Source organism: Nocardia sp. NPDC051911 (assembly GCF_040681035.1).
Classification (GTDB): domain Bacteria; phylum Actinomycetota; class Actinomycetes; order Mycobacteriales; family Mycobacteriaceae; genus Nocardia; species Nocardia sichangensis.
Window position 1 is genome coordinate 68654 of record NZ_JBFAXY010000033.1, and the last position, 21692, is coordinate 90345.

Consider the following 21692-nt stretch of genomic DNA (forward strand, 5'->3'; position numbering starts at 1 on the left):
GGCTCGGCAATCGCATTGCGGTACAGCTGTTTCGAGAGTGCGTTACTGTCCTGCGGACCCGTGCGCCGGCGATCCGGCTGCTCGGGCGGTCATGTCGTACTCCGGAATCGAGGCAAGCGTATGAACCACAAGCTCTGGTTGCTCGGACGGTCCGTCACGGTCGGTGCTCACATCATCGGCGAGAAAGTGTTCCGGCCGAAGGCGCGCGACGTCGAGGACGTCCCGGTGTCGGGTGAGACGCTGACCCCACAGTGGCTGACGGCCGTGCTGTGCCGCGATGTCCCCGGGGCCGAGGTGCTCTCGTTCGAAACCGCGAACGGCAGCCGCGGAACATCGACCCGCGTCGCGATTCGCGTCGACTACAACGACGCGGGACGGCAGGCGGGCTTGCCGACCGACCTCTTCGCGAAGACGACGACGGCCTTCTCGCAACGCATCCTGCTCGGTGGCGGAAAGATGATCGATGGCGAAACCCGTTTCTTCCGTGACTTCCGCCCCCAGGTCGACATCGAAGCGCCGATCGGCTACTGGGGTGCCGCCGATTCGGCGTCCTGGCGATCGATCGCCTTGATGGAAGACATCGCCTCGACCCGTGGTGCGCAGTTCGTCGAGCCGAACGCCCCGGTCGCCCGGGACCAGATCGAAGACCTGGTGCGCAATCTGGCTCGACTCCACCGGACCTTCTGGAATCACCCGTCGATCGCGGACCTCAAGACCACCACCGAGGCGCTGCGGGCATACCTCGCCGCCATCGACATGAAGAAGCGTTGCGAGGTCGGTCTGCGCCGCGCCGCGGCGGTGGTCCCGGAGGCCCTGCACGACCGAGCCGACCGGCTCTGGGCCGGTGTCGAGCGGGCGATCGACAACGCGACGAACGAGCTTCCGCAGACTCTGTTGCACGGTGACCCGCACATCGGGCAGACATATCGAACCGCCGCCGGGCGAATGGGATTCGTCGACTGGCAGGTGGTGATGCGGGGAGGCTGGGCACACGACTTCGCCTATACCGTGAATTCGGGATGCGAGCCCGAGGACCGGCGTGCTTGGGACCGTGAACTGCTGGCGGCCTACCTGGACGAACTCGGAGCCCTCGGCGGCCAGGCGCCGTCGTTCGAGGACGCGTGGCTGGCGTACCGGCAACAGTCCATGTTCGCGTACGCGGCGTGGGCGTTCACGATCGGCAGGGCGGCGTATCAACCCAAGATGCAGCCGGTGGAGACTTGCCTGACGCTGTTGAAGCGAATCACCACGGCCATCGACGACCACGACTCACTGGACGCTCTCGGCGTCTGACCCCGAGTTCGTCCACTGCCTCCGTGTTGTCGCGGCCGGGTCGATTCCGGCCGCGCAGCGGATCGGCAGGCATTCTGCGAAGCTTGTTCTCGTCCGCGGTGAGGGTCACGGTCCACGCGCGCTATACCATCGCTTGGTTCCGGCACAGTCGCCGTGAGTTCGCTCCAGTGCAGTGTCCAGGCAGGGAGCGGTAGTTCAGCAGTCACGTTGTGCAACACCAATGTTTGGAGTTCGCTCTTTGAGTACGCCGCAATCTCATGCTCCGGCTGGGTCGTGCCCGGTCCTCCACGGCTCGCCGATCGAATCCGACGAACAGCGAGTGCCCATGTACTCGCCCGAGTTCGCGGCCGATCCGCACCGTGTGTACCGCGAGATGCGCAGGCGCTATGGGTCTTTGGCGCCGGTGGAGTTGGCCCCCGGCGTCCCGGCGACCTTGGTGATCGGCTACGGCACCGCGGTGCGGATCCTCAACGATCCCGACCATTTCCCGGCCGACCCGCGCGCCTGGCAGAAGAACATCCCCGCGGATTGCCCCATTCTTCCCCTGCTGGAGTGGCGGCCCATGGCCAGTCGCAGCGCCGGGACCGACTTCACCCGCTACCGTGGGGCGATCACCGCCAGCATCGATGAGGTCGACCTGTATGCCCTCCATTCCGTCGTGGAAGGACTGGCCACCCCGCTGATCAACTCGTTCTGCGAAGACGGGTCCGCCGAGCTGATCCGCCAGTACGTGTTCCCGCTCGTCTTCCAAGCGGTGAACTATCTGCTCGGCTGCCCGCCGGAGATCGGGGCGCAGGTCGCCGCCGGTACGGCCGCCCTCCTCGAGGGTGTCGACGCCGAGAAGGGCAATCAGATGCTCGGCGAGGCGCTGATGAGCCTCGTGACACTCAAACGCGCCGAACCCCAGCGCGACATCACCTCGGTACTGCTGCGGCATCCCGCCCGGCTCGACGACGTCGAGGCGTCGCACCACGTGTCCCAGGTGTACGGCAGCGGCATCGAATTCCAGCTGAACCTGATCACCAACACCCTGCTGCTGATCCTCACCGACGAGCGCTTCGGCGACAGTATCCTCGGCGGAAACCTGTCGTCCCGCGATGCCATCGACGAGGTCTTGTTCAACGACCCGCCACTGGCGAACCTGCTGATCACCTATCCCCGTCACCCGATCCTCATCGACGACGTCTGGTTGCCCGCGCATCAGCCCGTCGTCATCAGCATGGCCGCGTGCAACAACGACCCCGCGATCCGCACCGGCGACTTGACCGGCAACCGCTCCCACCTGGCCTGGGGTCTCGGCCCGCACGCCTGCCCCGCGCGTCCGCTGGCCTACCTGATCGCGCAAGAGGCCATCGACCAACTCCTCGACGCACTGCCGGAGATCGAACTGAACCTGCCGAACCGAACTCCCGAGTGGCGACCGGGCCCCTTCCACCGCGCCCTGACCGAATTGCCGGTCACCTTCCCCCCGACCTCTCCGCTGAACATCTGACGCAACGCTGTCGAGGCTTGTGGCCTGCGGCCGTCATACGACAGGTGCGCGCCGCTACACACCCGACGACAGTTGGCGGCGTGAGGTGCTGACCGCTCTCGATCGGGCGGAACTGCTTCTGCTGGCGTGGCGGGCCCGGACCGGGTCTGCTATCCGCCCGGTCTACGAACGTGCGGGTCGCGCGATGCCGGGACTTCCCTCCGACCACTGGCTGCGCTCGGAAAGATCGTTCGCCGTACGGTCACCGGGCTTCGCCGCGACCCCGCTCGAGTGCGGCGGGGTCGCACGTACGCACCGTGATCATCAACTGGCGCTACCCCGCGATCGGCCGGACGTGAGGCGGCCGGTGGGGGCCGCCAGGAGTGCGGTCGGCGGGGATGCTGGTGGCGCTGGCCGCGTTGCCGGGGGTGAGGTTGGTCTGGCCTCCGGGAGTCAGGTTGGTTTGCGGCCCGCATACCAGGTTGGGCCAGGAGCAGGTCGGTAGGTTGGGGTCCTGGCCGGCCTGGGCCACGCCGGCCGTCAGCAGCCCCATGCCCAGCAGGGCGGGTGCTGCGGCGATCGCCAGGGCGCGGGCGAAGCGGCGGGTGCGGTGGGTCGAGCGCTGGTCGATGGTCATATGGGTGCTCCTTCGTGTCGGTGTGGCGGGGAGGTCCCGCTGTCGTCATTTATGACGCTGTCCAGACTCATCGACGCTGGTCCGGGCCGAAAGGACACCCAGGGTGCGCGGCAGCGCACCCTTCTCGTGGTTCGATCCCACCAAGGTGTCGGGTTCCGGTTGCCCACGCGGACACCTTTGCGCGTCGTCCCCGGCATCGCGTTCTCGATCAGCACGGGCGGCGACATCGTCTGCGGCCGCGGAATCGGGACCGCCGAGGATGGCGTATCGGGATACAGCAGCCTGGCAATCGGCGGCGACCGCCGACTCCGCCGCATTGGCCGGGCGAGCGGAGTGGACCGACTACAAGGCGATCATCCTGCAGGCCACGCGCTGATCTCCGGATCGAAGCGAATGCCGGTCACCCAGCGCGTGAACACAGTGGCCCGCAGCAGTTTTCGGCGAATCGCCGCGGGCTCGCTCTGCCGACACGCCATCAAACGTGGGAGAGCTGCTCGCGCAGCACCGTACTCAAGGTGACGGGTTCGCGACCGAGCAGGGTGGCCAGTGTCGGGTCGACAGTGGCGAACTCGCCGACTCGGCTGGCGGCGAAGATGCCCAGCAACTGATCCGCCCGCTGCGCGGGAACGCCTTGGCCCACCAGCTCATCCCGGAACTTGTCGTCGGGTGTCGTGGTCCTCGTCACGGCGCGGCCCGTGATCTCGGTGGCGATACCGGCGATGTCGTCGAAGGTGAGCGCTTGCCCTCCGGTGAGCGGCGGCGTGGGGCCGTCGAAGCGGCCTTCGTCGGCCAGGATGGCGGCGGCGGCTTCGGCGAGGTCGGCGTGCGCGGTCCAGCTGAACGGCCCGTCCGCGGGGAGTTCGAGCTGACCGGATTCCACTGCGTGGCCGAGGAAGTGCGCCGCGCTGGTGGCGTAGAAGCCATTGCGCAGCGACGTGAACGGCACACCGCAGGCGCGTAGTGCGTCCTCGGTGGCGGCGTGATCACGGCACGCCTGGAAGTGCGACGAGGCACTGGCTCCCATCTGGCTGGTGTAGAGGATGCGCCGGGCGCCCGCGGCGACGGCCGCTTCGATCGCGGTGCGGTGTTGTTCGACGCACTCTTCGCCCATTTTGTCGACGGAGACGATGAGTATCTGAGAGGCGCCCTCGAAGGCGTTGGCGAGGCCGGCGGCGTCGGTGAAGCTTCCCTCGCGTACCCGTACCCCTCGCTCGGCGAACGCCCGCGCTTTTCGCGGGTCGCGGACGCTGACGCCGACTCGGTCCGCCGGTACGCGCGTCAGCAGTCTCTCGACGATCTGACGTCCCAGCTGTCCGGTGGCTCCGGTCACGATGATCACGATGCGCTCCTGTGTTACGGCGATGGTTCCAATGGAAACATTTGAACGGTATCACTGATACTAACAATGGAACCAGTGAAGCGGTATCGTTGATATATGACATCGCGCGCACGCGGCACCGATGACGCAACTACCGTCGAGTCCGGCACGGCCACGGGCCGCGAGCAGACCCGGCAGCGGGTCATCGAGGCCGCCATCGACCTGCTGACGCGTGGGGGTCGCGACGCGGTCACCACGCGCGCGGTCGCTGATGCGGCGGGCTTGCAGCCGCCGGCCATCTACCGGCTGTTCGGCGACAAGGACGGGCTGCTCGACGCGGTGGCCGAGCACGGCTTCGCCGCGTTTCTCGCCACCAAGCACGTCGACCCCGATCCGCCGGACCCCATCGAGGACCTCAGAGCCGGCTGGGACGTCGCGGTCGAATTCGGTTTGGCCAACCCCGCGCTGTACACGTTGATGTACACCGAACCCGTCGGTACCACCTCGGCTGCCTTCAAGGCCGGCATGGAGATCCTGATGGGCCGAATCCGGCGCCTCGCCGCCGGCGGCTGGCTGCGCGTCGACGAGGAACTCGCGGCCCAGATCATCCATGCCACGGCGCGCGGCGCAGTGCTCACCTGGCTCTCGCTGCGCGAGGAGCGGCGCAACCCGGCCTTGTTGACCACCCTGCGGGAGTCGATGGTCGCCGCCGTCACCAACCAACAACCGGCGGTGCGAGACGCGGGCCCGGCAGGCGCCGCCCGCGCCTTGCGCGCCGCACTGCCCGAGCAGACGACCCTCAGCAGCGCGGAGCAAGATCTACTGCGGGAGTGGCTGAACCGCCTTGCCGCCGACGGCTGATCGCCGACCCTCGATCTTCCCGGCGCCGACACCGTCGGATGCCGCGGCAATCGGGTGCCGAGCCGCGGCCAGCCGTGCGAGCGCGGTTTCGGTGAAGACCGACAACCCGAGGTCGGGGTTGTATCCGTGAATTTCCTTGACGTCGAGGTCGGCGAGGAAATAAAGGATCTCCGTCGAGACCACCTGCCCTGGAACCAGTATCGGGAAGCCGGGCGGGTAGGGCACCACGAAGGTGGCCGATACCAGGGGCTTCCCCTTGGCGAGCCGTCGCCCGGCATCGCCGAGCAGGACGTGTTCGCGGTCGGACTCCGCATACCCGGCGTAGAAGGCCGAACGCATATCGCCGAACGAGCTGGCGCCGTCGGGACGGAAAGCGCTGTCGAACTCGCTGAAATCGGGCAGTGCGGGCAGATCCTTGGTGATCTCCTCGACCCGGCGCTGTTGCAGGGCGCGATCGGCCCTGCCACCCGCGCTCCGGCTTCTCTCGAAGTCGGTGGCGACCCGGCGCAGCACGTCGAGCAGGTAGTGCACGCTCGACCAGGTGACGCCGATCGTGAAGATCAACAGCACACTGTTGATCGAGGTCTTGTTGATCTGGATGCCGAACCGGTCCATCAGGATCTTCTCGCGGAAGTCGTACCCGTTCATGCCGGTCTTGCCGATGAACAGGGTGACCCGGGTCGGGTCGAGCACGAACTGATCGGACCGCCACGCCTCGTTCCATTCCGCCAAGCCACCCTGTCTGACCTGCCGGTAGGAGATGACTTCGGAGGGGCGGAACTCGTCGGGCACCAGGTCGTCCTCGTCGAGGATGCGGAACCACTTCCCGATCAGCCGGTCCTTACGGACGCGGTGGCGGAACACGAGCGCCATGTCGTAGACGTTGCGGACCAGCTGGAAGCCCTCGATGTCGACCTGCCTGCGCGCCAGGTCCAACGACGCCAGGAGTTGCTGGTTCGGCGAGGTCGAGGTGTGGGTCAGGAACGCCTCGGCGAACGTCTCGCGGACGAGAGCTTTGAAATCCTGGTCGCGGACATGGATCATCGACGCCTGCCGAAGCGCGGACAGCGATTTGTGGGTGGAATGCGTCGCGTACACGCGCACCCGCGCACGCTCGGGGTCGGGAAGCAGCCTGCGCTCGCTCCACTCGGCACGGTCGACTCCCCGCATCGACGCACGCCACCCGCGGTACTCCTCGGCGTACCCGGGCGAGGACAACATCGATCGGAGTTGCTCGGCGGCAACCATCGCGGTGCGCTGTCGCGCCCACGGTACGGCGGTCGCGAACGCGTACCACGCCTCGTCCCACAGGAAGCAGATGTCCGGCTTGATCGCCAGAACCTCCTCCATCACGCGCTGGGGGTTGTAGACGATGCCGTCGAAAGTGCAGTTGGTCAGCAGCAGCATCCGCACCCGGTCCAGTTGTCCGGCCGCATCGAGGTCCAGCAGTGCCTTCTTGATGGTGTGCAGGGACACGGCTCCGTAGATCGCGAACGGCGCGAGCGGGTAGGCATCCAGGTACAGCGGGTACGCTCCGGCGAGCACCAAGCCGTAGTGGTGCGACTTGTGGCAATTGCGGTCGATCAGGACGATGTCGCCCGGCCGGGTCAGGGCCTGCACGACGATCTTGTTCGCGGTGGATGTGCCATTGGTGACGAAGTACGTCTGATCGGCGCACCACGTCTCGGCGGCTTTGTCCATCGCCGCCCTGATCGTGCCGTGTGGGTCCAGCAGTGAGTCCAGCCCGCCGGAGGTGGACGACGTCTCGGCCATGAAGATGTTGCGGCCGTAGAACTCGCCCATGTCCTGCAGCGACTTGGAGTTGAAGATGCTGGCGCCACGCGCGACGGGAAGCGCGTGGAATTGGCCGACCGGCGCGGCCGCGTAGGCACGCAAGGCATCGAAGAACGGTGTGGCGAACCGGCTGCGGACGCCCGCGAGCACCGTGCTGTACAGGTCGGTGACGTCGTTGAGGCGGTAGAACGTGCGATCGTAGACGTCCGTCTCGTCCTCGGTCTCCGCGGCGATCGACTCGTCGGTGAGCAGGTACAGGTCGATATGCGGTCGCAGCTTCCTGATCCACTCGCCGCATTCGACCCAGTCGTGGTTGCGGTCGGTCACGTTCACGTCTTCGTTGGCGCCGAGCAACGTGGTCATCAACGGCGCGCGGTCGCTGGAACGGAGGGGGAGGTCGTGCCGGATGATCGCCGCCTGAATCTCGCCGTTCAACGCGACGGCGGTGATGGCGTCCTCGATGCTCGCCACGACGAGCAGTTCGAACTGCACATCGTCCGATGGGTCGCGCAGTGCCCGCAGGCTCTCCGCCAGGCCCGCGGGAGCGTCGGGCGGAGCGTCGTCGCCGAGCAGGACGGTGTAGAACTGCTGCTCTTTGGCCCGCGCCACGAGTTCCTGATCTTCCAGCGGCGCGGAGGTGTCGAACAAAGCCGCACGGTCGCCGTACTCGGAGAGCAGGCGCACGGCCAGCGACACTTCGTCGGTGAGCCGCGCCGTCGCGAGATCGGCGAGATAATCGCGAAACGCCGCCAATCTCGCCGGTCCCGGGTACAGCCAGTACCGCTCATAGGTGCCGAGTCGATCGAGAAGACGCCGCACCCGGGCGGCTTCGTGGGTGGCGTCCAGCCCGGCCCGATTGACATCGGCGAGCCGACGGCACGCGTCGTCGAGCAGATTCCAGGTGTCGATTCGCGAGTACGACGGGTTCGCCACCGCCGCCAGCGCGGAAACAGAAAGCCCTTTCGGGCGCTCGCCGTCTCGGTGCATGTCGTCAGTTCCGCCCCCTCGATGGGCGAAGTGATCTGTCGAACGCGATAGACCTAATTGTGCCTCGCGGCAGATCGAATTCCTAGCCGAGCGAAGAGAGCGCCTCGGCAGGTTCCTCGCCGCGGTTCTCGCTCGATGGCCGCCCGCGATATTTCCGTGGCGCCGAAGCGAGGTACCTACAATGATCGTGTGACGACTTTTCGTCGCGATAGCGAAGTCGAACTCGGCGACTACGTCGGAGGGATCGCCGCCCGGATGAACGAGCGGGTGACGGAAATCGGCACGACCATCCGGCGCAAACTCGAGGAAGAAATAGCCGAACTGCGCGAGGACACGCATTCGCTGGAACTGCTCGGGGCCAGCGTGCACGCGAATGTCGAGACACTGTTGCAGGCGCTGCGCCACAATATTCCGGTCGCGCGCGTCCAGGCGCCGACGGCGGCGATCGAATACGCCAAACGGCTTGCTCAGCACAAGGTTTCGCTCAATGCTTTGATTCGCGCCTACTGGGTGGGGCAGCGACGGATGAGCGAACTGGTGTTCGCGGAGGTGCGGGCCGCCGATATCACGCCGCAGCAGCGTGTCGATGCCCTGCAGACCATCACTACGACGCTGTTCAACTACATCGACTCGATCACCCGGCAGGTCGTCGCCGCCTACCAGGGCGAGCGGGAACAGTGGTTGGAGAATCAGAACAGCATTCGCACACTCCAGGTCCGTGAAGTGCTGACCGAGACGAGCGCCGTCGACGTCGACGCGGCGACCGAGTCGATCCGCTACCCGCTGCGCTGGCATCACCTCGCGCTGGTGCTGTGGTATCCGGAGCTGAGCACCGCCGGTGACGAGCTGCCCCGAATACAGCGGTTCGTGCGGGAACTGGCCGAAGCGGCGAACGCGTCGGCGCGCCCGCTGTTCGCCGCCGTCGATCGGGTCAGCGCATGGGCCTGGCTGCCCTACCGGTCGGTTCCCGCCGACCCGGTCGGCGCCGTACGCAGGTTCGCACGCGACCGGGCCGACGCTCCCTGTTTCGCGATCGGCACGCTCGGCGCCGGCGTCGAGGGCTTCCAGCGGTCCCATCGGCACGCTCAGGCCGCGCGCGCGGTCGCGCTCGCCCGCGGCACGGACGATCCGACGGTCTTCTCCGCGACCGATCCGGGACTGTCCGCCGCGGCGCTGCTGGGTGGTGACATGGCGGAAGCGCGGGACTGGGTGAGCGAGGTACTCGGCGACCTGGCCTCCGATAACGACAACGACGAGCGGCTCCGCGAGACGTTGCGGGTCTTCTTGCGCACCGGATCGAGCTACAAGGCCGCGGCCGCGGAAATGAACCTGCACTTCAATTCCGTGAAGTACCGGATAACGCGAGCGATCGCGCGGCGGGGTCGACCGATAGACGACGACCGGCTCGAGGTCGAGATGGCGTTGCTGGTGTGCCAGTGGTACGGGGGCGCGGCATTGCGCCGAGGCCCGGCGTAGCGCAGATCGTTCCCACCTCCTGGCTTGAAACCCATCACCCCAAAGCGAAGGAGAAGGCGATGTCCACCATCCACTTCAAGGAGACGACGAACTCGACACCGGAGCAGTTCGTAGCGGCGCTCACCGATTTCGGGCCGGGCCGCTCACAGGTGTTCGGCAACAGCGCCGACAAATACCTCGAAGTGCACAACCAGGGCCGCCGTGAGGCCGACGTCACGGAAGGCTCGCACGGCATCTGGGAACGCCTGCACTACGACTGGTCGAATCCCGAGCGGGTCGTCATGACGACCACCGACTCGAACGTATGGGGCGGCCACTCGGGCCACACCTACACCTTCAACCGCCGGTCGGACGGGAAGACCGATGTGGATGTCGTCATCGTGCGCGAGGGCAAGAACCTGAAAGGGCGAGTCCTCGAAGTCGTGGTCGGGACCGTCGGCAAACGCGTCCTGCGCCAGGCCCTGGACAAGACCGTGAAGGCCATCGAAACCCGCGACAACGGCGGAGGAACGGCCGAACGCCCGTAACGGGTCCTGCGTATCGGCGGTCAATCGCCGAGGTCGGGTGGGGTGGTGGCCAGCAGGCGCGGGTCCGGATCGGAGCCGGCCATGGCGAGGGCTCCGGCGGCGGCTCGGCCGAGCTTCCACAGGTCACGAGGATCGCGTTTGTTCAGTCCGTCCACCAGTTGTCGGAGAACGGTGAGCTGGTCGAAGTAGATCCGTTCGGTCACCAGGTTCTCGTGCTCGTCGAAGACGAAGTAGGCCGTCATCCTCGTGCGGTGCCGGGAGCCGGTCGGGGGAATCTTGCCGAGTGATCCGAGATGTGTTCCGAGCAGCCAGAATTCGACGATGACGGCGTCATGGCTGTGCCGGAGCGCGATGAGTTCGTGGTCCTGATCGGGGAAGGCGACGCGGGTGTCGTGATAGTAGCCGCGCACTTCGCCGTCGCCGTCGTGGACGAGCATCTGCGCGATGATCTCGTAGTGCGGGTGGGGGGAATGTCGACAGGGTGGCGTCCCAGTCCTGGCGGACTTCGTCGCGGAAGTGGTCGAGAACCAGTTTCTCGCGGGCGCGCAGCACGTCTTCGGGCGGCAGGTGGAATCGGGACGACATGGGAGTACTCCTTCGAAGCCGGGTCCATCAGTGCTGTGGCCGTGACTGCGCATGGGCCTGGCGCCCGGGTTGGTCCATGTGCCGGTGAGTTCGCTGGGGGAGGAAACCGCGGGTACGGAAAGCGCATGCCTCCGATATCCACAGTGTGGGTTAAGTGAGGACGAACTTATACCCACGCCGTGGATATAATCAAGGAGGTGTGCGGTCCGCACCTCGATCGTGCGAAAAATAGGTATACCCCCCGGTAATTTCACCGTCGCTCGACGTGGCTCAGCGGGGCAGTCTGGAGCGGAACTTGCCAGCACCGCCTCGGGGAGGCCCGTATGCACACGAACCAGGTCGAGCACACTTCGAACGTCGTCGGAGGTGGCAGTGAGCTGCGCGCGGACGACATGTTGATGATCTACCGCTGCATGCGGTGCGAGAAGTTGCTCGCGCCGATAACGTCCGGGTGCTCGTCCTGCGGATCCGACGACCTCGAAAGTGTGCCGTCGTCGGGTGCGGGTTCCGTTGTGTCATGGCGGGTAGTGGATCGGGCCCCGACCGACAGGCAGGGCGGGTTGGTGCCGCTGACGATCGCCATCGTGGAGCTCGACGAAGGCCCGTGGGTCTACACATCGCTCGAAGGCGAGATCCCCTCGTCCGCGGGCCCGTCGGTGCGCGTTCAATTCCAACCCCATCCCCCGGAAGGCAGGTTCCCGGTCTTCGCGGTCAGCACCCGTTTGCCCTGACAGTCCGACTGCGCGACCCGCTGGATAAGTCCCGGCGATATCCTGGGGATACGTCACCGGGAGGTGTGCAGTGGTGGGTTTGCCAATGGGCTCGGATGGGGTGAATCGGTGTAGTCGATGACCGATGCCGATCCCTTCGCGACGCAACGCGACGCGTCCGGTTCGGTCGCGGCGGAATTGGCGGCGGCTGGGCTGGAGGACGCCGCCGAGATCGGCCGGGGTGGTTTCGGCGCTGTGTATTGCTGCAGGCAGGCTTCGCTCGACCGAGTGGTCGCGGTCAAGGTCCTCACCGCCGATCTGGACGAGGACAACCGGGCCCGGTTCTTACGCGAGCAGCGGGCCGCGGGCAGGTTGACCGGCCATCCCAATATCGTGCATGTCCTGCACGCAGACGTCACCGACGACGGTCGCCCCTACATCGTCATGCCGTATTACCCGCACGGCTCTCTGGACGCACGGATCCGCGGCAGCGGGCCGCTGGGACTCGAGGAAGTGCTGCGGCTGGGGGTGAAGATGGCCGGGGCTCTCGAGACGGCGCATCGCGCCGGGGTGCTCCATCGCGACGTCAAGCCCGGAAATATTCTCTACACCGACTACGACGAGCCCACGCTGGTGGATTTCGGCATCGCTCATATCGGAGGCGGGTTCGTCACCGGCGCGGGCATCGTGACCGGGACGCCCGCCTTCACTGCTCCGGAAGTGATCGGCGGCGAGGCGGCAGGCCCGGCCGCGGACGTCTACGGCCTCGGCGCCACCTTGTTCGCCGCGATCACCGGCCATGCGGCCTTCGAGCGCCGCGACGGCGAGCAGTTGGTGGCCCAGTTCCTCAGAATCACCTCCGAGCCGGTACCGGACCTGCGCGAGCACGGCATTCCCGAGGCCGTGGGAGCCATCATCGAACGTGCCATGGCCGGTGACCCGAACAGCCGACCTTCCGCCGCGGAACTGGGTGAGCAACTCCGAGAAGCGCAGACCCGTCATGGTTTCCCTGTCGATGAAATGGCGTTGCACACTCCGCTCGCGGGGGAGCCCGAGGCCGAGTCACCAGGCCGGCAGTTGCCTGCGACGGGGTCGCGGCAGCATCGAGCGACGGAGGCGTCGTCGGGTTCGGGGAAGCTTCCGCTGGAACTGACCAGCTTCATCGATCGACGAACCGAGCTGACGCAAGCGACGAACTCGTTGTCGACCTCGCGGCTGGTGACCCTCACCGGGATCGGCGGAGTGGGCAAGACGCGGCTCGCGGTGCAAGTCGCCACCACTGCGCAACGCGACTTCGCCGACGGTGTGGTGTTCGTCGAGCTGGGTGAGCTGCGTGACGAATCGCTGTTGGCGAGCGTCATCGCGGGCGCGCTGAACTTGCAGGACCGATCGATGCGGCCGTTACGCGACGTACTCGCCGAGTTCCTCGCCGATCGCGAACTGCTGCTCGTGCTGGACAATTGCGAGCAACTGGTGGCCGCGGTGGCGGAACTCGCGGAGTCGCTGCTTCGCGCGTGTCAGCGAGTGCGCATTCTCGCGACGAGCCGCGAGCCGATCGGCCTCGCAGGGGAAGCGGTTCTGCCGATCCACCCGCTGGCCGTCCCCGATCCGGATCGGCTACCCAGGAACCCGGCCCGCAATGACGCGATGAGGTTGTTCAGCGACCGGGCCGCCACTGCCGTGCCGGGGTTCGAACTCACCGAGGACAACCAACGCCCCATCGCCCGGATCTGCCGGCAGCTGGACGGCTTGCCGTTGCCGATCGAGCTGGCGACGGCCTGGTTGCGGGTGATGTCGCCGGAACAGATATTGCGACGCTTGACCGATCGGTTCGCCTTGCTCACTCGCGGCAGCAGGAGCGCACCGCCGCGGCAACAGACATTGCGCATGTGCATCGACTGGAGCTACGACCTGTGTACACCGGTGCAACAACGAGTGTGGGCTCAGTTGTCGGTCTTCGCGGACAGCTTCGACCTCGAGGCCGCGCAATACGTCTGCGGAGAGGATCTGGCAGCGGAGAACATTCTGGATACGGTCGCGTTCCTCGTCGACAAGTCGATCCTCATTCGCGAAGAGTCGGCGGGCGTGGTGCGGTTTCGGATGCTGGACACGGTGCGTGACTACGGCCGCGAAAAAGGGGAGCGGACCGGCGAATACCTCGAACTCTGCCGTCGCCACCGTGACTGGTACGAACAGCTGGCGATCGATGCGAATGCCGACTTGATCAGTCCTCGGGACTTCGAGTGGGTCGGACGGTTGCGCCGGGAGCAGCCGAACATGCGGCAAGCGCTGGAATTCTGCGTGTCCGACAGCCCCGAAGCCGGAATCCGGATCGCCAACGCTCTGTTGCCCTTCCGGTTCTCCCACGGCTCCCTCGCCGAGGAGCGTCGCTGGCTGGAGCGTCTGCTGGCCCGCCGCACCGGCACAGTCACCGTCGACCAGGCCGCGGCGATATTCGCGACCTCCCTCATAGCCGCAGTACAGGGCGACGTCTCAGGGGTGGCCGATCTGGTACGCGAAGGGCACGCGTTCGCCGAGCGGTCGACCGACCCGCTGATCCGCGCACACATCGACTTCGCCGATGGACTCCTCGCACTGTTCAACGGAAACCTTTCCGACGCCCGCCTGTATCTCGAGAAGGCCCTCCAGGTGTATACCGAGCGAGGCGGCCCTCTCCTCTTCCGAGTCGACGCGCTGACCTTTCTCGGTCTCACGCACGGGCTGGGTGACGACAGCGCGCGGGCCATCGAATATTTCGAACGCTCTCTCGCGCTCATCGAAGAACACGGCGGGACGGTATATCAGGCCTACGCGATGTGGGCGCTGGCCATTTCGTTGTGGCGTCGAGGAGATTCCGTGCGGGCGACTCGACTCATCGTGCGAGCACTGCGGGTGAGCAGGAAGGTGGACGACCGCACGAACCTCAGCATGTGCCTGCAAGCACTGGCGTGGATCGCAGCCGACCACGAAGCTGCCGAGCGTGTGGTCGTCTTGTTCGCGGCCGCCGAACAGATCGGCCGGTCCGTGGGTACCGCGCCGACCCAATTCCCAGAGCTGCTCGCTTATCAGGAAGAGTGCGAGCGCCGAACTCGAGAAGCCATCAGCGAGCACGCCTACGCCGCGGCCCACCGGGAAGGCGCCGCGCTCGATCTCGACGCCGCGATCGCCTACGCCCTGGGTGAACCGGCCTCACCCTCGGCGCGAAATCCCCTGGGCAGCAAATTGACCAAACGCGAGCGGCAAGTCGCCGAACTGGTCGCCGAAGGCCTGACCAACAGGGAGATCGCCGCTCGCTTGGTGATCTCGCCCCGCACCGCACAAGGCCATGTCGAACACGTGCTGACCAAACTGGGCTTCACCTCGCGAACACAGGTCGCGGCGTGGATAGCGGCCTCACGGAACCCTTCGGGAACATGAGCGAACCGTCACGATCGACTACGCATTTCTCTGTCAGGCCGACTGGATGATGACCACGCGGCCGATCCGTCGAGTCGGTGCGAGAAAGCCTGCGCGACAAGCCGCGTCCGTGACGATGCTCGGTCGGCGGCTACGCTCATCGCGGTATCGGCATAGGTCACGTGATCGACAAGGGGAAGGCGTAATGGAGGATCTCGCCGCGCGATTCGAGGAGCTGGGTCGCCTGGTACCGATCCCCCACCCATGGGACGTAACGGAGTACATCGCGCGGGTGGCAGAGTACCGGGAACGGCCGATCACGTTGTGCCCGATCGATGTCGGCGCACTCTCGGAGAACGGATGCGGCACCGGAAGCGGCCTGTGGATCGCCCGTGCAGGCGACGACGTGATCATGTACGGAGCCGACACCGAATGGCATGCCGATCACATCATCGCCCACGAGATCGGTCATATGTTGCTCGGCCACGGAGGAACCGCGAGCGGTACCGATGGTGCCGCGGCCGATCTGCCGTTGCGCGAATTGATGCCCTCGCTGTCGCTGGAAACGATCCGCAGCGTACTGCGCCGCCAGGACTACGGAAGTGAGCGCGAGCGCGCCGCCGAAACCTTCGCGGACCTGTTGCTCGTCGAAGCGATGCTGCCGAAGCGGTCGGCGAGCCGGTTCCGCTCGACGTTCTTCCGAAACCGGCATCGGTGAGATGACTTCCCCGATCCCGGGTTCGATCACCTGGCCCGTCCTGACAGGTATCGCGTTGGCGCTCATCGGTCGGTGGTGGCTGTTGCCGGACAGCGTCGTCGACCGGCTCGTCAACCGCGCGCTCGCCGCAGCTCTCCTCGAACACCTGTTGCGGGAGTCGTGGTTCGAACAGTCACTGACCCGGCTGCTGCCCGGCGACAACAGCGACGTGGTGAACATCGCCCGGCAGCTCTCGCTGGGAGCAACCGTGCTGGCCGTCTCGAATATCTACGGCATCGCCAAGCTGTGGGCAGGCGCAGACCCCGCCCATACGTGGCACAGGCAGCGGCGCTACTACCTGCTCACCCTCACCGCCACCGTTGTCATCCTGATCGCAGGGACGCCCGCCCGCCGCGCCGACCAGTTGATCGACCAAGCCCTCGGCTGGCCTGCCGTCGTGATCTGGATCGCGTTTTCCCTGCCGCTCGGTGCGACGGCTGTGCTCGTCAGCCGGGCAAGCGTGCGCGAGATGCGCGCCGCGGGCGATAGCCCCTGGCAGGAACGCGCACTGTACACGGTGGTCCTGTGCACCGCGGTGGGCATGGGGATTGTCGCGGTCGCATACCCGATCGATTCGCTTGTCAGTGTCCTGACCGGCCAACCGCCATTCGATCCCGAAATGCACTGGAAAGCATGGTGCGGGTTCCTTCTCTCGGCGGTCGGCGCTCCCGCCGTGGTCACGGTGCCGCTGATCAGCGCCTTGGTCTCCCACGTCGGATGGGACCGCACCAGCCGATATCGCCGCCGCTTGCAGCCCATGTGGGCCGATCTCACCGCAGCCGTACCGGAAATCGTCATGGAGACGCGGCGCGACCTCGACGGCCGAACAGACCCGGCCATCCGTCTGCACCGCATGACGGTCGAGATCCGCGACAGCCTGCTGCATCTCAAGCGCTACAGCGACTGCCCCGACGATCTGGCCGCCACCGGCGGCGACCCGCACATCTATGCCCGTCGCGTCGCCGAGGCCATCGCAACGAAAGCTGCCGGGCACGCCCCGCGCGCGAGCCGGCTCACGCCGCGGCACCAAATCCAACCGGGGGCAAGGGATCTCACCGCGGAGCTGCGCCAGCTCCTCGCACTCGCCAAGGCATGGCCACACGTCCGCGGCCTGACAAAATCGCCGTAGCCGTCGCGCGTCGGTGTATCCGCCGCCGTCGACTGCTCGAAATTCCTCATCGGCGCCGTCGGAGTTCGAACGTCATCCCCGCGGCCCGCATACGGTCGGAGAGCGCGTCGCCCATCGCCGTCGCCGGAGTGAGGACTCCGGCCAGTCGCGGCAACTGTGCGCTGTCGAAAGCCAGGCACAGGCCGGCCTCGCCGAGCATCACCGCGGTCGCCTGATAGCCGGGGTCGCCGGTGCCGGAGAAGGTCGCCACGTAAACCGCACCCGACGAGGTGCGGGCGAAGGTTTTCATATCGAACCATCCTTCGGCGCGGGCCTCGTCGTTCGGCCCGGTGCCCGGTTCGGGAAGCATTCGATCGAGGAGCTTGCGCCCCATCGCGGATCTGGACAGCACCGCGCCTGCCGCCATGCCGGCGGCGATGCCCGCCGTGACCGCGGCGGCGATCAGCGGCGCGGCCGGTGAGTCTCCCGCATGCATGACTTCTCGGTAGCGGAAGTTCTTGCCGTACACCCAACCGAGCAGACCGTTGCTACGCCGGACGATCTTCGTGTTGTGCGGTGCCATGACGAACGTGCCGACCCACCCCCGCAACGTCGGATCGATGGTGTTCGCCCGGTGCAAGGCCTGGTCGGACTGGCAGCCGACGTTTGGATCCTTCGACTCGTCCGGACTCAACGAGTACGGGTGGGATAGCACCGACCGCTTGGCGGGGTCGTCCGCGATGGCCTCCAACATCGCGCGTGCGGAGTCGACTGTGCCCCCGCTGACGCCGCCCTGCACTGTCGCGACGAGGGTTGTGTCCTCGAGTGCGCCGGAGTTGTCCGCGACCGCGCGGCGGTAGAGCTGGTAGACGCTCAGGTCCGACGGAATCGAGTCGAAGCCACAGGAGTTCACGATCTTGGCCCCGCTGGCCACGGCCTGATCATGGAACCGATCGATAACTTCCTTGGTGAATATGGACTCGCCGGTGAGGTCGGCATAGTGCGTGCCCGCCTTCGCGCAGGCGGCCACCAGAGGCATGCCATAGCGCTGATACGGGCCGACCGTGGTGACGACGACAGTGGTCCGCGCGGCGAGTGCGTCGAGTGCGTCATGATCGGCGGCGTCGGCCACCACCAGACTCCAGGCCGCGGCGGCCGGCGCCAAGCTGTCGCGGACTGTTGTCAGCTTCTCCAAGGAACGCCCGGCCAACGCGATTCGCGCCGTTCCCGGTGCCGCGGCGGCGAGATACTCGGCGGTGAGCTTTCCGACGAATCCTGTTGCACCGAAGAGAACAAGGTCGAATTCTGGGCCTTCTTGCATGTCCAATCCACTTCCGGTCGATGTTGTGTCCGACATTTCGGCTGGATCGCAGTCGATCCCGCCATGTGCTGCATTACGTGCGCGCCCGGCGCTTCCGCCGAAACCGGCGAATGCCCGGCCGACCCGGCGCGACCCGATGGGGCCACAGGCATCCGTCGTGCCCCCGTCCGTGTGCGGTGGGTTGCTGGTTCGCGGTGCATTCGATCTATCCTCCTGTTCAGGTGGCAGTTTCGTTTGGGCGTGATGATCGAAACCGGCACCGTTGAAGGGCTCATGGTGTTGTGAGGGCGACGACCGGCCGCATGCGGGTGGCCCGCACACACGTCGACGAGGTCGCGGCGAGGGAGATCACGAAGGCGCCGACGACCGTCGCGGGGTACATCCACCACTGGCCGGAAGGAATCGGGGACCCGGTCTTCACGATGCTGTAGGGGACAGCGGTGGCCGCCGCCGCGATCGTGCCGAGAACTACCGCGATGCCTGTCGCGGCAATGCTTTCGACGGCGACCATACCCAGCACCTGACGTCGTGTCGACGAGATCATCTGGAGCAGACCGAATTCCCGGCGCCGGTTCCAAGTCGCCGCGATCGACGCATTGATGACGGCGATGGTGCAGAACGCGATGATCATCCCCACGACCAGGTAATTCGCGGCCGCGAACTGCGGGCCGATGTCATCGGGCGCGCGATCGATGATGCTGTCTTCGGTACTCTGCATGTACAGCGTGCCGGTCGCGATGCCGACGAGTAGCGCCAACGGGCCTACGACAGTGCTCGCGACCGCGGCGCGGGCGTCCACATTCCGCAGAGCCAATCGGACGACGCTGCTCCGCGCCAGTGCGCCGACCCGCCCGACCGTCGAGACGACAGCGGGACTCAACAGTGCCGCACCGATCGCGACGCCGATGCAGGCCGGTCCGGCGACTGCGGCCAGCAGCGGTCCGTCGGTCATGAACAGTGTGCCGACCCCGGAGCCGAGGCCGAGCAGCAGGAATGCCGCGCCGATCATCGGTTTCGCCAGGGAGACCGTGCCCTCTTCCGCGCCCGCCGCGTCGGCCAGGGCGAGCACGAGTGCCACCTTCGCCGCGCGTCGGCCCGCGACCAGGGCGGCCACGATCGCGGCCAGCAGCGAGACCGCCACGCCCGCACCGACGGTCCACCAGCCGGTAACGAGCTGGATCGGCCCGTGCACGACACCCACCGCGCGCATCCGGCCGAGCAGAAACGCACCGAGCCCGACACCGGGTGCGAGGCCGGCGATTACCGCGGGACCGGCCACCATGAGCGTCTCCACCAGCACCATGGCGCGCACCTGGTGGGGAACAGCACCGATCGACCGGAGCAGAGCCAGCTCCCGCCGCCGCTGCTGGATTACGAGCGTGACGGTGGAAGCGATGCCGAACGCCACCACCGCGACGGTCCAGCCGCCCATGATCGCCGCGAGGATGGCCATGGAGTTCGCGCTGTCGTCCGGTGCGGTGAGACCGGTCTCGGCGAGTGCGGCGAACGCGGTCAACAGCGCTGTGCCCGTGCTGATGACGCACGCCGAGGCGATATACGCCGAGGAACGAGCCCGGAGCGTGCGAAATGCGAAACGCCACATCATCGGACACCGCCGTGCCGGGCGAAGCCGTCGGTCAGCCTGGTCATTCGCGCGGCGACCGCGTCGGCGGTCGGCCGCCGCACAGCGTCGACCACGCGCCCGTCCGCGAAGAACACCACGGCATCGGCGAAGGATGCGGCGACCGGATCGTGGGTGACCATCACGATAGTGCGGCCGGAGCGGTCGACGGCGTCTCGGAGCAGGCCGAGTACCTCGGCGGCGGCCCGGCTGTCGAGCGCCCCGGTCGGCTCGTCGGCGAAGATCACCGCGGGTTCGCTCAGTAGTGCGCGGGCGATCGCCACCCGCTGTTGCTGCCCGCCGGACAGCGTCGCGGGGCGCGCGTGCGCGTGCTGCGCGAGACCAAGCCGGGCCAAGACGTCGCGTACGGCGTCGACGGGGATCCGCCGAGAGGCAAATTCCGCGGGAAGCGTGACATTTTGCTGCACGGTCAAGGTCGGCACCAGATTGTAGGACTGGAAGACGAAGCCGATCCGATCCCGGCGCAGCCGCGTCAGTGCGGTCTCGTCGAGCGCGGTCAGCTCGATTCCGTCGACCGTGACCGACCCCGAATTCGGTCGATCCAATCCGGCCGCGCACTGTAGCAACGTGCTCTTGCCCGAGCCGGACGGTCCCATGACGGCGGTGAAAGAGCCGCGCGGGAAGGCCAGGCTCACGTTGTCGAGCACCCGCGTTGTCGTGGGGCCCGCACCGTAGACCTTGACCACCTCACGCAACACCACGCTGTGGTGCGTGAGCTCCGGCTCAGGCGCCCGGTGTGAATACAGTGTACGAGTCATAATTGTGATGGTACCGAACGTATTCTCGCGGTGGATATCGAGACGCAGATACCTACTTTGAACAGGGATTTGATCTGCAAATAGCTCGTGGCTATCAACACGGATACGGTATCGAGTAGACTTTCGTCACCAACCATTTTTCGTGACGAAAAGAGCTTCGTGATGGCGACTTGCCAGGTGTGTGGCCGCGAACTGGCGCCCGCTGTACGGGGTAGACCAGCACGGTACTGCTCGCGCGCCTGCCGTGCGCGGGCGTACCGCGAACGCGTCGCGGTGAAGCAACAGGGAGTCGCCGAGCCGATCGAAGCATCAGTTGCCACACTCACGGTCGACAACGTGGTGCGCGCTGCGATTGCGCTGGCGGACCGCGAAGGCGGCGCGGGGCCGTCCATGCGCCGCACCGCGGCCGAACTCGGTGTCGGCGTGATGTCGCTGTACCGCTACGTCCCCGGCAAAGAGGAACTCGGCGGGCTGATGATCGACACGGTTTTCGGCGACCATCCGCTGCCGGAACCCGGTCCGCTTGGCTGGCGAGCGAAGTTGGAGCTGTCGGCCCGCCAGGAATGGGACATCTACCGCGAACACCCCTGGGTACCTCAACTGTTCGCCATCACGACCCGCCCGCCGGTCGCGCCACGCATGATGCGTTACACCGACTGGCGCATCCGGGCGGTGGACGGTCTCGGTCTCGATTTCCCGACCATGGTGCGCATCGCGATCATGGTCTCCACGCACACCCAGAGCGCCGCCTATCCGCTCGCCCGGGAGCGGTACGAGAGCAGCACCCGTGAGCAGTGGATCGGCGCACGCAGCAGCAAGGTCCGGGAACTCTTCGCTTCCGGCGAGCTGCCGATGATCGCACGCTTCGACGCCGACGCGTTCGATGCCTCTCAGCCGCAGAGCATCTTCGAATTCGGCCTGCGCTGCCTGCTCGATGGTGTCGCGAAAATCGTCCGCGGCTAGTTGTGATGTCCAGGGAGGTTGTCCGGCCTACTCACTGTGGTGAGTCCGGCTGACAGGTGAAGGCCTCCGGCTGTGAAGTGGAGCTGTC

At 66.6% G+C, this 21692-nt stretch carries 16 protein-coding genes and 1 pseudogene; 10 read left to right on the forward strand and 7 right to left on the reverse strand.

Annotation, left to right across the window (positions count from 1 at the left end; translation table 11 throughout):
* Window positions 1-120 precede the first annotated feature (120 nt).
* Together AB0L97_RS31100 and AB0L97_RS31105 are read left to right on the forward strand one after the other, a co-directional pair.
* The gene (locus AB0L97_RS31100) at window positions 121-1293 is read left to right on the forward strand and encodes an aminoglycoside phosphotransferase family protein (RefSeq protein WP_364436491.1); all 1173 of its coding nucleotides are present in this window, start codon (window positions 121-123) and stop codon (window positions 1291-1293) included.
* Between the two features lie 325 nt (window positions 1294-1618).
* Window positions 1619-2785, forward strand: coding sequence for a cytochrome P450 (locus AB0L97_RS31105; RefSeq protein ID WP_356965521.1), 1167 nt, complete (start codon window positions 1619-1621; stop codon window positions 2783-2785).
* Window positions 2786-3098: 313 nt separating this feature from the next.
* Here the strand turns inward: AB0L97_RS31105 and AB0L97_RS31110 are convergent, their stop codons facing one another.
* Window positions 3099-3401 carry a hypothetical protein gene (locus tag AB0L97_RS31110; RefSeq protein WP_364436495.1) on the reverse strand — a complete coding sequence of 101 codons (303 nt, stop codon included), beginning with the start codon at window positions 3399-3401 and terminating at the stop codon, window positions 3099-3101.
* A gap of 475 nt (window positions 3402-3876) precedes the next feature.
* A complete protein-coding gene (locus AB0L97_RS31115) occupies window positions 3877-4740 on the reverse strand; it encodes an NAD(P)H-binding protein (protein WP_364436498.1) in 864 nt (287 codons plus the stop codon).
* Window positions 4741-4836: 96 nt separating this feature from the next.
* Here AB0L97_RS31115 and AB0L97_RS31120 point away from each other — a divergent pair, with 96 nt between their 5' ends.
* Window positions 4837-5580, forward strand: coding sequence for a TetR/AcrR family transcriptional regulator (locus AB0L97_RS31120; RefSeq protein WP_356965518.1), 744 nt, complete (start codon window positions 4837-4839; stop codon window positions 5578-5580).
* Here AB0L97_RS31120 and AB0L97_RS31125 read toward each other — a convergent pair.
* Complete coding sequence (locus AB0L97_RS31125) at window positions 5539-8361, reverse strand: aminotransferase class I/II-fold pyridoxal phosphate-dependent enzyme (protein ID WP_364436502.1); 2823 nt, start codon at window positions 8359-8361, stop codon at window positions 5539-5541. The two genes, AB0L97_RS31120 and AB0L97_RS31125, sit on opposite strands and share 42 nt — an antisense overlap.
* Window positions 8362-8550: 189 nt before the next feature.
* On the opposite strand from AB0L97_RS31125, the gene AB0L97_RS31130 reads away from it, so the two are divergent.
* Window positions 8551-9837 carry a helix-turn-helix domain-containing protein gene (locus AB0L97_RS31130; RefSeq protein WP_364436505.1) on the forward strand — a complete coding sequence of 429 codons (1287 nt, stop codon included), beginning with the start codon at window positions 8551-8553 and terminating at the stop codon, window positions 9835-9837.
* A 59-nt stretch (window positions 9838-9896) separates the two neighbouring features.
* Window positions 9897-10364 carry a hypothetical protein gene (locus AB0L97_RS31135; protein WP_364436508.1) on the forward strand — a complete coding sequence of 156 codons (468 nt, stop codon included), beginning with the start codon at window positions 9897-9899 and terminating at the stop codon, window positions 10362-10364.
* A gap of 20 nt (window positions 10365-10384) precedes the next feature.
* On the opposite strand, the pseudogene AB0L97_RS31140 reads toward AB0L97_RS31135, so the two are convergent.
* Window positions 10385-10949, reverse strand: a pseudogene (locus tag AB0L97_RS31140) (ester cyclase).
* Between the two features lie 323 nt (window positions 10950-11272).
* Between AB0L97_RS31140 and AB0L97_RS31145 the strand changes: the two are divergent.
* The 4 genes from AB0L97_RS31145 (at window position 11273) to AB0L97_RS31160 (ending at window position 16941) form a co-directional block, all read left to right on the forward strand.
* Window positions 11273-11680, forward strand: a complete 408-nt coding sequence (locus tag AB0L97_RS31145; RefSeq protein WP_364436511.1) for an OB-fold domain-containing protein — start codon at window positions 11273-11275, stop codon at window positions 11678-11680.
* Window positions 11681-11797: 117 nt separating this feature from the next.
* Complete coding sequence (locus AB0L97_RS31150) at window positions 11798-15076, forward strand: protein kinase (RefSeq protein WP_364436514.1); 3279 nt, start codon at window positions 11798-11800, stop codon at window positions 15074-15076.
* A 184-nt stretch (window positions 15077-15260) separates the two neighbouring features.
* On the forward strand, window positions 15261-15773 hold the full coding sequence (locus AB0L97_RS31155) for a hypothetical protein (protein WP_355076685.1): 513 nt from the start codon (window positions 15261-15263) through the stop codon (window positions 15771-15773).
* 1 nt (window position 15774) lies between these two features.
* Complete coding sequence (locus AB0L97_RS31160) at window positions 15775-16941, forward strand: MAB_1171c family putative transporter (protein WP_364436518.1); 1167 nt, start codon at window positions 15775-15777, stop codon at window positions 16939-16941.
* 46 nt (window positions 16942-16987) lie between these two features.
* On the opposite strand, the gene AB0L97_RS31165 is transcribed toward AB0L97_RS31160, so the two are convergent.
* The 3 genes from AB0L97_RS31165 to AB0L97_RS31175 all read right to left on the reverse strand — a co-directional run bounded on the left by AB0L97_RS31165 (window position 16988) and on the right by AB0L97_RS31175 (window position 20641).
* Window positions 16988-18241 carry a saccharopine dehydrogenase NADP-binding domain-containing protein gene (locus AB0L97_RS31165; RefSeq protein WP_364436521.1) on the reverse strand — a complete coding sequence of 418 codons (1254 nt, stop codon included), beginning with the start codon at window positions 18239-18241 and terminating at the stop codon, window positions 16988-16990.
* 271 nt (window positions 18242-18512) lie between these two features.
* Window positions 18513-19847, reverse strand: a complete 1335-nt coding sequence (locus AB0L97_RS31170; protein ID WP_364436524.1) for an FtsX-like permease family protein — start codon at window positions 19845-19847, stop codon at window positions 18513-18515.
* A complete protein-coding gene (locus AB0L97_RS31175; RefSeq protein WP_364436527.1) occupies window positions 19844-20641 on the reverse strand; it encodes an ABC transporter ATP-binding protein in 798 nt (265 codons plus the stop codon). The genes AB0L97_RS31170 and AB0L97_RS31175 overlap by 4 nt, the downstream gene beginning before the upstream one ends.
* A 273-nt stretch (window positions 20642-20914) precedes the next feature.
* On the opposite strand from AB0L97_RS31175, the gene AB0L97_RS31180 reads away from it, so the two are divergent.
* Window positions 20915-21604, forward strand: coding sequence for a TetR/AcrR family transcriptional regulator C-terminal domain-containing protein (locus AB0L97_RS31180; protein WP_364436530.1), 690 nt, complete (start codon window positions 20915-20917; stop codon window positions 21602-21604).
* The last annotated feature ends 88 nt before the right edge of the window (window positions 21605-21692 follow it).